The 11,698-nt window shown below is 55.4% G+C and carries 10 protein-coding genes; 2 read left to right on the forward strand and 8 right to left on the reverse strand.

Annotation, left to right across the window (positions count from 1 at the left end; all coding sequences use genetic code 11):
* Nucleotides 1-107: 107 nt before the first annotated feature.
* The gene (locus tag EXR70_22905) at nt 108-356 is read left to right on the forward strand and encodes a hypothetical protein (GenBank protein ID MSP41346.1); all 249 of its coding nucleotides are present in this window, start codon (nt 108-110) and stop codon (nt 354-356) included.
* A 107-nt stretch (nt 357-463) separates the two neighbouring features.
* Here EXR70_22905 and EXR70_22910 read toward each other — a convergent pair whose 3' ends face one another.
* From EXR70_22910 to EXR70_22940, 7 genes are all read right to left on the reverse strand, one after another.
* On the reverse strand, nt 464-1,528 hold the full coding sequence (locus tag EXR70_22910) for a serine endopeptidase (protein ID MSP41347.1): 1,065 nt from the start codon (nt 1,526-1,528) through the stop codon (nt 464-466).
* 132 nt (nt 1,529-1,660) lie between these two features.
* Nucleotides 1,661-2,281 (reverse strand): hypothetical protein, encoded by a 621-nt coding sequence (locus EXR70_22915; GenBank protein MSP41348.1) that lies wholly within the window; start codon nt 2,279-2,281, stop codon nt 1,661-1,663.
* 12 nt (nt 2,282-2,293) lie between these two features.
* Nucleotides 2,294-2,677, reverse strand: a complete 384-nt coding sequence (locus tag EXR70_22920) for a hypothetical protein (protein MSP41349.1) — start codon at nt 2,675-2,677, stop codon at nt 2,294-2,296.
* A gap of 60 nt (nt 2,678-2,737) precedes the next feature.
* Nucleotides 2,738-3,739, reverse strand: a complete 1,002-nt coding sequence (locus EXR70_22925; GenBank protein MSP41350.1) for an LLM class flavin-dependent oxidoreductase — start codon at nt 3,737-3,739, stop codon at nt 2,738-2,740.
* Nucleotides 3,740-3,895: 156 nt separating this feature from the next.
* Nucleotides 3,896-4,867, reverse strand: a complete 972-nt coding sequence (locus EXR70_22930) for an FHA domain-containing protein (protein MSP41351.1) — start codon at nt 4,865-4,867, stop codon at nt 3,896-3,898.
* A complete protein-coding gene (locus EXR70_22935; protein MSP41352.1) occupies nt 4,855-6,147 on the reverse strand; it encodes a serine protease in 1,293 nt (430 codons plus the stop codon). The genes EXR70_22930 and EXR70_22935 overlap by 13 nt, the downstream gene beginning before the upstream one ends.
* A gap of 19 nt (nt 6,148-6,166) precedes the next feature.
* On the reverse strand, nt 6,167-7,360 hold the full coding sequence (locus EXR70_22940; GenBank protein ID MSP41353.1) for a CoA transferase: 1,194 nt from the start codon (nt 7,358-7,360) through the stop codon (nt 6,167-6,169).
* A 300-nt stretch (nt 7,361-7,660) separates the two neighbouring features.
* On the opposite strand from EXR70_22940, the gene EXR70_22945 reads away from it, so the two are divergent.
* Nucleotides 7,661-8,260, forward strand: coding sequence for a hypothetical protein (locus EXR70_22945; GenBank protein MSP41354.1), 600 nt, complete (start codon nt 7,661-7,663; stop codon nt 8,258-8,260).
* Nucleotides 8,261-8,521: 261 nt separating this feature from the next.
* Here the strand turns inward: EXR70_22945 and EXR70_22950 are convergent, their stop codons facing one another.
* Nucleotides 8,522-11,563 carry a hypothetical protein gene (locus tag EXR70_22950; protein ID MSP41355.1) on the reverse strand — a complete coding sequence of 1,014 codons (3,042 nt, stop codon included), beginning with the start codon at nt 11,561-11,563 and terminating at the stop codon, nt 8,522-8,524.
* Nucleotides 11,564-11,698 lie beyond the last annotated feature (135 nt).

Below are 11,698 nucleotides of genomic sequence, written 5' to 3' on the forward strand. Positions count from 1 at the left end.
TGCCAACCGAAGGAGAACCCAACACCAAAATCTAAATCGACGTGCCAGCTCAACAATAAACCCCAGGGGCTTCAAAGCCCTTTTCTCTTAACCTGACTGGTACACTATTGCGCCGCTATCTGGCACATTTTCTCTCCGCCATTGACATGCGCGACTACCTCAAAATCAGCGGCGATTATGTAGAGAGAATCTATCTATTCGCGCTCAAGTCTCTGAACGAGGACGGCCTGGTCGCGAAGATCAGTTTGGACAACGAGATCCGCCTGGCGCGGGAACAGCTCAAAGTGAAAGAAGAGATTAGCGAAACCAAAGTCGCCGAGTGGAAATTTATTAGAGAGATTCTCGCAAAACGGTAATTTTTTAGTTTGCTGGATCGTTGCTCATCGCTTGGATTTTGGCATCGGCTGATCGTCCGCGTAAGCCATGGCAGCCGGGCCAATTTTCGCCTGGCACTCCGCCGCCGTCAGGAGGGCGCTGACACCGCCGCTTCGCTTGCGCCCGCGGGCGTGCCGCAGACGTGGCAGAATGGGGAGAAGGAGTTTTTTCTAGCTTCACACTTCCCACAGCGATCGAAGAGGCCGATGCTGCAGTGCGCACAGAAATCGACTTTCTCGTTCTTGAGGTCCACCGTCCGTTCGCATCCTGGGCAGACGCTCTTCGCGAGCCGTGCCAGGGCAACATCATAGGCAAGCGCTTGTCGGCGCCGGGCATCGGGAAGAGACTCGGCTTTCTTTTGTTCCTCAAGATAGCCATTCAAAGCGATGATCGCTTGTCGGCCGATGAGAACAGTCAGCAGGATGCCGACGCTGTAACGGACATAGCCCCCGTAGCTCGGCAGGTAAGGCACAAGCTCGACAAAAAAAGTAAACACCGCGAAAAGAACAAAACCCCAAACAAACGGCCAATAAGAACTGCCGCGCTTTTTCATGAACAGCCAAAGTGCGATCGCCAACAGCGGCAACGTCAAGAGCAAGCGATAGAAAAACACCCGCAGCTCCTGCGCCCGCTGGGCCTTTTGAAATGCGTCACGCGCTTGCTCCTGCAGCTTTGATAAGTCTCTTTGTGCCCGGGCTGCCGCTTGGTTCGCGTCGAGCGCCGCTTGCTGTTGTTTTTGAATTTCCGCCAATGCGTCGCGCTCAAGCTTGGCAAGGCGATCGAGCTGAGCGGTGCGCTGAACCAGTTCCGTATCCTGTTCAGCTTTGCCGGTGGCGCGTCGGGTCGCCAACCAATTGTTAAAAGTCCCGCGCGCACTGCGCCCGTCGGATTCAGCAACTTGATGTTTCAGTTGCTCTTGATCGAGGGCAGCGCGCGCCTCACGCGCCGCCAGTTCCGCTTGCTCAGCGGTCTTGCGCAGCCGCTGGCCTTCCGACTTTTCAATGAAATCGTCGAGAGTTTTAACCTGTTCGACCTTGGGCAGATCGCCGACAACCGCGCCGCCCAGTCCAATGAGAAAGCCGGCGAAAACCAAGGCGACCAACCAAAGTCCGCGCTTGAACCATTTTTCTGAAAGACGCAGTGCGTTGCTCATTGGGACCTCCCGGATTTTCGCTTTTCAACGTAGTATTTACAGCTAACTAGAGGGAAGTTTAGTTCTAACAAAAAGGGCCGCAGCATGCTGCGCCCCTACAATTGCCTATTGCCTGATGCCTATTGCCTTCCGCTACTCATCCAAAAACATCAGCTTCGCCGGATTATCCTTCAGCATCAACTTCACTTCTTCCGGCTTGATGCCGAAGCCGAGCAGCGCGCGCAGGAACACGCGCATGCCGTCGATGGCGTCCATGTGCAGCACCTGGCCGAAGTCGCTGCCGATGATGCAGCGGTCGGGGCCGATTTCTTTGATGGTCTTGATGGTTTCCATCGGATCGGCAACGGGTTGGTACAAGCTCGGGATCATCGGCTGGCAGTAAGTGCCGACGTAAACGCCCAAGTCGCGCAGCTGCTTCATCTCGTCGAGCAGCAATTTATTTAATTCCAGCAGCGGATGATCCAGCGTCGCGCGATTGCCGATCTCTTTAGCGAGCTTGGCCAACGGCAGCAACTCTTCGAAGTCGGTGTGGCCGAAGCCGATGCCGACATTTTTCTCCGCCGCCATTTCCATGATCTGCTTAACTTCCGGCAGGACTTTGCCGTCTTCGCTGCACAGCCGTACACCTTCGTGGTCCGGATAGCCGGCGCTGCGCCAGAAACCGTAGGAAGTGAACGACGGGAACCAGATCATCTTGAAATTGGGATATTGCAGACCGACGCGGACGTATTCGGGACGCATGCCTAAACACATGCCGACGCCGCCTTAGACTTCGACGCGATGGGTGAGTTCGCCGCGGGCGATCATGTCGTCGATATGGCGCTGAGTTAAATAAGCCGAGGTCGCGCTGGTGTTCCCGTGATCTTTGAAAGCGATGGCGCGCATGCCGCACTTGGACGCTTCGATGGCGATCTGAATCATGTCCTGGGAACGGTGCACGAAATCGGGATAAGCATGAATATGGCAGTCGATGGCGCCGTCGAGCAGTTCGTTCTCGATGCCCGGATAGATTTTCAACATCTCCGGGTTGTCTTTGAGCATCTGATAAAAATAATCCTTGGCGTTGAGCTCCCGCGCCCGCGCCACGGACAACGTCCGCCCCAACATCAACTCCTCGGCGGCCTTCCCATCTGCAGCAAAATCACACATTAGAAAATCTCTCTTCAGGTCTCGTCAATTTTGAATTTGGAATCTGTAATTTGAAATTGCCTAGCTGTTCCCCCACGCCTCGAAAAATCTCCGCGCGTCTTCCACTACCGGTTCGGTCACCGGCACGTAGGGAATCACCATGCGGGTCACGCCGACCTCTTCGAAGGCTTTCATCTTCTCTTTGATCTCGCGCACATCGCTGGCCGGCACGACGGGCAGTTTATCCATATACTCGTCGGTCAACGCGCCCATCGCCGCTTTGAAGCCGCCCTTTTGAAACGCTTCGTGGATCGCGCTCACTTCTTTGTCGAAGCCCATGCCGCGCAGCATGTCGCTGTAATGATCGGCGATGTTATAGAAGGTCAGCACCTGGCGCAGCTTGGCGCGGGCAAGATTCTTGTCGGGGTTCAATGAGACCCGCGACTTAGCGATGATCTCGATCTTGCTCGGATCGCGGCCGGCTTCGCGCGCGCCTTCGTGGACGCGGGCGACGATCTCTTTGACTTTGGCCGGCGTCGCCATATTGATGACGATGCCGTCGGCGATCTTGCCAACCAGTTTGGTCATCTGCGGCCCTAACCCCGCCAAGTAAACCGGCACGTCGGGAAAACTCGGTTTCCAGGAAAGCTGAAAGCGTTTGCCGGTATTGTAAATCTCGCCCTCGTATTCGACGCGCTCGCCGCGGGCGACTTTGCGCGTGACGTCGATATATTCGTGCGCGCGCTTCAATGGCCGGTCGAACACGCCGCCATGCCAACCGGCGATCGCCTTGTTGGCGACGCCGAGTCCGAGCAGCAAGCGGCCACCGGATAAATCTTGCAGCGTCGCTGATTGAATGCCGAGGGTCACCGGACTGCGGCCGTAGATATGATAGATCGCCGTGCCCAATTTAATTTTCTTGGTCCGGCTCGCCACCGCCGACAGCATGACAAATGGATCCGTGCTGTTCGATTCGCCTTTCCAAAACGCGCCGAAGCCGGCTTGCTCCGCCACCTCGATCAACCCCGGCACCTCCTGCGCCGGATAATGGGCGGCGGAATTTATCTCAACGTCGAAAATCATTTTGCCGTCCCTTCCGTCACTTAAACCTTGAGCGAAGCAGATCTCGGGTAAATTATCGATAGGTACCGGTCAAGTCAAACCGCGCCAGCAAATGATCTTAGATGAATTTGTTCCAATCGTAGGGGCCGGCCGCGACCGGCCCTCTCGTACGCACGCCTACGGCGTCGCCTTCGCTTTGCGCGCCAGGTTGTCCAACTCGGTTTTCAATTTCTGGCTGTTGGTAAAAAATTGCTCTAAAGAAACTGCCGGCACCCATCCCGCGTCCACCGGTTTGAGAATGCCATTGTAGTCCATCACCGTGGAAAACTTGCTGCGCGCGGCGTAATCGTTGAGCCCGTTCATGCCGATCATCAAGCCGCTAATGATCAACGCCGTCCACAGGCGCGAGCGCCGGCGCAGAGGTGAAGCGAAACCGAGATGGCCGTAGACCAAAGCGGCAAGGATCAATCCAGAACCGAACAGCGCCGCCGACCAAAGCACCGGCAGCGCGGGAAAGAAAAATTCCAACCATTCGGCCCATAGGCTGAGCAACGTGAAGCCGATCACAGCGCTGCCGGCGATGGTCACATGCTGGGGAAAATGAAAACGGCTGACCACGATCCGGCTCGCCAACGCCCACAACCCGGCCCAACCGAGCAGCGTGCCGATCATCGGCAGAGGTTCGCTGATGATATTGATCGCTTTCACCCGCGCTACGCTGGACATGAAAGATTCCAGACCGAACATGACAAGAGCCAACAACCCGACCGCGATGGCAGCGTACGGCGAAACCAAGCGCGACACTTTTTCACGACCATCGAGCGCCGTCGGCGCCAGCGGATGATCGATACTGCAATAGCGTAGAGTTGTATGGCCGATGCGGAACTGAGTTCCCGATTGCAGCTCTAGCGTTGAAATCCGCGCATCGGCATTGTCGTGCAAGCCGTTAACGCTATCGAGATCGCGCGCCAGCAATTTTCCCTGCTCGTTCAGCGCCAGTGCCAAATGCATCGGACAAACAAAAGCGTCGTTGAGAATAATCTGATTGCTATAAGCACGGCCGATGTTGAGCGGCCAGGCTTCAATGCCGTGGCGCTCGATCACCTGCCCTTTGGCGTCGAGAGTTTCAATGTAACCTAACGGCGCCACTTGATGTTCTCCAGATAGCGCCGGCTGATCCCTTGCACATTGTCGAAGCTCACGCCGGACAAACTCAGCGTCGTCACCAGGCCGGCGTTGCGCGAACCGAGCGGCGCGGCTTTGAAGATGGCGTCATACAAACCCGGCAGTTTGAGATATTGGCGCGCGCACAGCACGGTTTTGAGCTTGCCGCCGTTGCCGATGACGTTGCGCGTCTGGCAGCGAAATGGCGTGACTTCTTCTTCGTTGCCGAACATCGCCGCATTGCCGGCTTGAAATTGACCGGCGTAAAGCGTGAAAAAGCGCAGCGGATTGAGTTCGTCTGTGGACAATAGTTGATGAAAGAAGCGAACGATGCCCGAGGACTGTTCGCTCGACACGAAAATATAATCGTCGGTCGAACAATCATGACTGACCGACACATAGGGCAGCTCCTTGCGCCGCACCGCGTCGGCCCAGCAGTGAAAAAATTCCGCCGGCTTGGTCGGCAAATCGTAGGGGCCGAGCGCCACCCGCGCCGAACTCGCTTCGAACATGCCGGCGAGATAGCGCGTCTGATTGGCGAGAATCTGCTGCCCGACTTCGGTGAGAAAACTCGCCGGCGCCGGATTGTCGGTCTTGGCCGTGCGTTCGAGCAAGATCGCCGCGCGTTCGGCGGGCACGAGAAAACTGATCTGATTGCCTTCGGTGGCGACGTTGATGCCGACGACTTTTCCCGATTGAGTAAGCGTCGGCCCGCCGCTCATGCCGGGATTGAGCGAACCGGTAAAATGAATCTTCGGGTAGAGCGTATGTTTGAGCAGACCGTTATGCGTGCCTTCGACGATGGTCAAGCCGAGATCGCGCGGATGGCCGAGAGAATAGAGCCGCGTCCCCTGCTCCACCGCTTTGGAATCCAACGCGAGAAAGCTCTTCGGCCGGCGCTCCGAGCGCAGCACGGCTAAGTCATATACTACATCGACGCCGAGAATCGTCGCCGCGCCGGTTTGGCCCGCGACATCGGTGATCTCGAGTCGATAGCGCTCGGGAGAGTGAACCAGTTTTGAAATGACATGATAGTTGGTCACGATGCGGCCGCGCCCGTCGGCGAAAAAACCCGTGCCCAGCGAAGCCTTGGCCGCCGAACCGGTCTCGACCACTTCGATCTTTACTACATGCTCGGAAAACTGCTTGAAGATTTCCGGCGTGCTGCCCGGCGACGGTTGAGCGGAGAGCGCGTGCCGCGCCGGCCCCAACGTCAGTAAAAAAACCAGCGCGGCGATGTAACGAATCGATTTCATCCTAGACATTTTCGCTCACGAATGGAAATCAGCGCCCACCTTGAGTAACGCCTTGCGCTTGCAGCGCGATGAAAGCGTCATCGTTGTAACCCAATTCGGCGAGGACTTTAGCGCTCTGTTCGCCGACCAGCGGCGGCGGCGTGGAAGTTTGTTTGGCGAGATTGTCAAAGCGCACCGGTCCGCCGACGAACTTGAGCTTTCCCGCTTTGGGATGTTCCAATTCTTCGATGAGATCGAGATGGCGCACCTGCGGATCGTCGAGCACTTCGGCAACGTCATAGAGGGGCACCGCCGGCACGTCATGGGCGTCGAGAATCTTCAGCCATTCACCGCGCGTCTTGGCTTTAAACGTCGGCGCCAGAGCTTGTTCCAGCGCCTGGTAATTCTGCCGCCTGTCATCGCGAGTCTTGAATCGCTCGTCGGCGGCGATGTCCATGCGCTCTGTGGCTTTGAGTAACGCCAACCAAAATTTCTCCGGCACCGAACAGTGAATCGCCAACGGCTTGCCGTCTTGGCAAACCAACGCGAAGGCGTGGGCGTTCTTCACCCGCGCCATGCGGTTCGGCACGTTGCCCGTGCGCAGGAAGCCGGCGGCGGTCTCACCGATAAACGACAGCGTCGCTTGCAACAGCGACGTTTCCACTCGGCAGCCGACGCCGGAATTCGCCCGCGCCAACAACGCCGCGAGAATGCCGTAAGCGGCGGAAAGTCCTGTGACGTAATCAGACAACGCCATGCCCATGACTTTGGGATCGTTGGGATCGCTGAGCAAACTCAGTAACCCGCTCATCGCTTGGCCCAGAGTATCGAAGCCGGGCTTCTCAGCGTAGGGCCCGGTTTGGCCGAAGGCGGAGATCGAACAGTAAATTAGTTTTTGATTGAGCTGTTTCAGCGTTTCACTGCCGATGCCCAGACGATCCGCCGTGCCCGGACGAAAGTTTTCCACGAAGACATCGGCCTTTTTGAGCAGCTCGAGACAAATCTCCTTGCCCTTGGTCGCTTTGAGATCGAGGACTAAACTTTCTTTATTGCGATTGAGATGCGCGAAGTTGAAACTGAACGCCGGGTCCGGCGCGAAGTAACGATACGGATCGCCATCCGGTGCCGACTCGATCTTAATTACCCGCGCGCCCAGATCGGCGAGCAACGCCGTCGCGTAAGGCCCGGTGACATAGGTCGCGCATTCGATGACGGTGATGTTGTCGAGGATTTTGACCGGCATGATTTTCTTTCCGCGCCAATCTTCCACGGATCAGCGCGGCTTGCAACGCGAGCGGAGCAAAAGAGTTCTTCTAGAAAATCTGGGACGCGTCTGATATTTTGTATTTAAGATGTCTGCGCCAAAGTCAAAATCAAAGCGCTCGACCGCTGATCTCTCCTTACGCCAGCGCCAACGGCGCCGTCCGTCGCGGGTGAAATCGCGGCCATTGTTGCCAGGAACACCAAGCGAAAATCTCAAGCTGGCGCTTGAGCTTGCGGACCTTTGTTATGCACTGCGAGAAGCCGGACGGAAGGCAATCTGATGGACGCGCGTTTAGCGCCTGCGCTGCGCGAACTGAACCGATTGTTAGCGACGGCGGCTGCCGACTTGAATGCCCAATTTCGCTTTGCGCTCTTGGGTGGTCTGGCAGTGTCGACCTGGGGTGTCATGCGCACGACCCAAGATATCGACTTTCTAGCCGATAGCGATCCAAGTCCGATACGAGACCTTAAGCTTCGAGACAAAATGACGAAGTTTGTCGAGCGTCAGAACTGTCGCGCCGATTGGCGCGTCGGCGACTACGACGACCCCATTCCACTACTCCTGAAAATCGAGTTGCCTGCAGCCATGGGTAGCTTAGGAGCGGATATTTTGTGGGCGCACAAACGTTGGCAGCAGGAAGCACTTCAACGAGCGATCGATATTGACATCGACGGCAGCAAAATTCCGGTCTTACATCCTGAGGATCTCATCGTCATGAAACTCGACGCCGGTGGACCGCAAGACTTGCTCGATGTGGAACAACTATTGACGGTTGGAAAGCCACGAATTGATTTTGAGCGCCTCAAAAAATCCGCGGGTCGATTACGTGTCAGGAAAGCCTTGGAACAATGCCTTCGTGACATTGAAAGTAAGAAATAGTTTGCTCGCGCTTAGCAAGTAATACCCTGGATGAAGCCGAAGCGAAATCCGGGATGTTTTCACAGATTGCGCTTCACTTCAGCCAGGCTACGCATTCCGTTACTCAACTCGCGCCGCGTCTTCTACGGCACCACCCGGATCGTATCAGTTCCCTTGATTGACACGCCGCTGTTCGTCTTGCCTTTTAACACCGCCACTGTGTCGCTCACCGTAAGCTGAAACGCGGACACGTTCACGTGACCACTCTTCTGTTTCGAATTGTTACGGCAGCGTCGAGTTGTAAAGCTGGCCGTCATCGACAGCCGACGATCCTGGCTTCATGCTGTGCGGAACGGCAACTTTTACAAAGCTAGAGCACGAACCGCCTTGACCGTCATTGGCGGTGAAGTTGATTCGATAGACTCGGCCATTACCCGCGCCCGATCGCTCGGCGCGAATCAGCACCGCGCTGCCGACGATAACCGCGTCAGGACTCGTGTCGCCATCGCCGATCCCATTCACTGGCTCATCCTGAGTGACGCTTTGAATCGTAATTGCCACCGACCCATCGTCTGGATCGGTCACGCCCTGGATGGAAATAGGAATCATCCCATGATTTGGCGGCCAGAGAATATTTGGCGACGCGCTCGCCAAGTTACAAAGCGGCGGGCCGTTTTTCACCGTCACTTCGACATTCGCTGGACTACTAGACAGCAACGAGTCACTCACGGTTAAACGAAATTTGAGCGTTGTGGTCCCGCTCGTTGGTGGCGCGGTAAAAGACGGCGATGCGCTTGCCGCGTTAGAGAGCGTCACTGCCGGCCCACTGACCTGAGTCCATTGATACGCAATCGGATCGTTATCGGGATCGTAGCTACTGTTGCCGCTCAGCGTCACGAGTCGACCGCTGTGCACGGTTTGCGGCGCGCCGGCGTCGGCGATCGGCGCGTGGTTTACGTTTACGACTGCAACCGTGCTTTCCGTCGTCGCAGTCAGAGCGCCGTCCGAAACAGTCAGTGAAAACGTTAGCGAGAGAGGCCCAGCCAAACCGCCGGCAATGAATGGCGCGTTAAACGTCGGCGTCGCTGTGTTAGCGCCGCTCAGAACTATCGCCTGTCCGGAAGTTTGCACCCACTGGTATCCGATCGGATCGTTGTCGGGATCGAAACTCGCGCTGCCATCGAGAGAGACAAAGCTGCCTTCATTGACCACTTGATCCGCGCCGACATGCGCCTCCGGCGCGTGATTCACGTTAATGACTGTGACGTTCACAACTGCCGCGCTCGATTGACTTCCACTCGTCACCGTCAGTTTGAACGTGAGCACTTGGCTTCCGAATCCGCCTGGAAGTAATGGCGCCGTGAATGTCGGGGTAGCACTCGTCGAGTTGTTTAAAGTAACAACCGGTCCACCAGGAAGTTGTTGCCATTGATAAGTTAGGTTTTGGCCGGTGCTGGCTGTACCATTGAGGCTGACGAATGCACCATCAATAACCGTTTGATCGGCTCCTGCGTCGGCGAGCACGGAAATTAAATTTATTTTGACGACGAATGCGTCAACTACGCCGCCGCCATAGTTGACTTGAAAAACGCCGGGCGTCGTAATTAAATTAGTTGAAGATGTCTTACCTGAGACGTATATGTTTCCCGAAGGGTCCACCGCAATTCCCGTCCCACCGTCATCGCCATTGCCGCCGAAATATGTTGAAAAGAGCAATGAAGACCCCGTGGAATTTAGCTTGGCGACGTATGCGTCTTCATTAGCACTTTTTGTCGTCTGCAAACCATTTACAATTGGGAAATCAGAGGATGTCGTTCCTCCCGTTACATAAACGTTACCGGAAGAATCCACAGCGATACCAAAGTTTTCCGGTTCGTCAGCGCTTCCCCCTAGATATGTGGACCAAATCAGTAATTGGATTCCAGTTTGTGATGGATCAATTTTAGCTACGAAAGCATCTACAGAGCCTCGGCGAATGGTTTGAAAAGCGCCGGGAGTCGTTGGAAAGTTGGCCGACGAGGTGTTCCCTACCAGATAGACATTACCTGCGAGGTCTAAAGTGAGCCAGCCTTCTTCATCGCCGCTGCCCCCAAGATACGTCGAATATAAGAGCGCAGAACCCGTGGAATTTAATTTAGCAACAAATACATCCGTGCCTCCCCCGCCATGAGCGGACTGAAATGCGTTAACGGTGGGGAAGTCAGTTGAGTGCGTCGAACCAGTAACATAGGCGCTTCCAAGACCGTCTACGGCAATGTTATTACCCGCATCACCAGCGCTGCCACCTATGTAAGTCGAATAGACGAGTGACGAGACGCCTGCTCTTGAGGGATCAATTTTGGCCACCACGACATCAGCATTGCCGGGTCCGGATATTGTGGTCCGGAAGGCTCCCGCCGTTGTAGGAAAGTTGCCGGAATTGCTTCTGCCTGAAACATAGATATTTCCGGACGAGTCTACAGCTATCCCCGCTCCGTGGTCTTCGATACTGCCGCCGAGAAAAGTTGAATAGACCAGTGATGCTGTACCCGCCCGTGAGGGATCGATCTTCGCTACAAACATATCCGGTTCACCGCCTCCATACGCTGTCTGAAACGCATTTGGCGTAACCGGAAAATTCGTAGTTGATGTATCGCCAATAAGATAGGCATTGCCGAGCCAATCGACCGCTAGAGATACAGCTGCGTCTTGCTCCCCGCCTCCCATGTACGTTGAGTAGAGTACGGAAGTCCCATCGGGAGTAAATTTTGTCAAAAACGCATCTAAATTGCCGCCTCCGTAGGCTGACCGGACGGAATTTGCCGTCGGAAAGTTAGTGGACGCCGTAGCCCCCGCTACCCAGATGCTACCCGTTGCGTCCAAGGCAATACCACTGCTGAAATCTTTTCCTCCGCCACCGAGGTAAGTGGAAAAAACTAAGACTGGATCGATAACCAGAGGCTTACTTCCATCATACTTGGCAATTTCGAAACCCACCACTTTGGATTTTGGATTGAAGACAAAGGCGGCAATGACTTCTTTTCTAACACCATCGACTTCCTGATAGACGAGCGGCTTGGGTATCCTGACCTCGCCACCGGCAACTCTCAAGACAAGATTACCCTCACGGTCTGTATCAATTTTATCTGCGCCCTCAAAGGCGATCTTGATAGCGCTAGGATCAGCGCCCGGCGAAACAACGAAATCGTATTCAAGTTTTCCTTGGTTGCCGTAGTAGACGAGATCGATGCCTTCATAGACACCATGATATTTAACCTTGCCGTAAGTCGAAATATCCGTGCGCCACTTCTTCGAGTCGTTCCCAATAAAGTAATGTCGTGGCAACGTCAATATGTCATGTTAACAGCAACGCGATTATGTCAGGGTAGTGCGTTGGGTTGAGGTCGTAAGTTAGAAACCTGGCCATAGCGGAACCCCACCTTGTTGGAGTTGGTTCGATATAGGCCAAGTGTGTGCGTC

The organism is Deltaproteobacteria bacterium (assembly GCA_009692615.1).
GTDB lineage: Bacteria > Desulfobacterota > Binatia > UBA9968 > UBA9968 > DP-20.

What these genes read in the sequence shown, in the direction of transcription:
- EXR70_22910 (MSP41347.1), bottom strand. Translation starts at nt 1,528, where the DNA reads ATGAGCAACGCACTGCGTCTTTCAGAAAAATGGTTCAAGCGCGGACTT.
- EXR70_22915 (MSP41348.1), bottom strand. Translation starts at nt 2,281, where the DNA reads ATGTGTTTAGGCATGCGTCCCGAATACGTCCGCGTCGGTCTGCAATAT.
- EXR70_22920 (MSP41349.1), bottom strand. Translation starts at nt 2,677, where the DNA reads ATGTGTGATTTTGCTGCAGATGGGAAGGCCGCCGAGGAGTTGATGTTG.
- EXR70_22925 (MSP41350.1), bottom strand. Translation starts at nt 3,739, where the DNA reads ATGATTTTCGACGTTGAGATAAATTCCGCCGCCCATTATCCGGCGCAG.
- EXR70_22935 (MSP41352.1), bottom strand. Translation starts at nt 6,147, where the DNA reads ATGTCTAGGATGAAATCGATTCGTTACATCGCCGCGCTGGTTTTTTTA.
- EXR70_22940 (MSP41353.1), bottom strand. Translation starts at nt 7,360, where the DNA reads ATGCCGGTCAAAATCCTCGACAACATCACCGTCATCGAATGCGCGACC.
- EXR70_22945 (MSP41354.1), top strand. Translation starts at nt 7,661, where the DNA reads ATGGACGCGCGTTTAGCGCCTGCGCTGCGCGAACTGAACCGATTGTTA.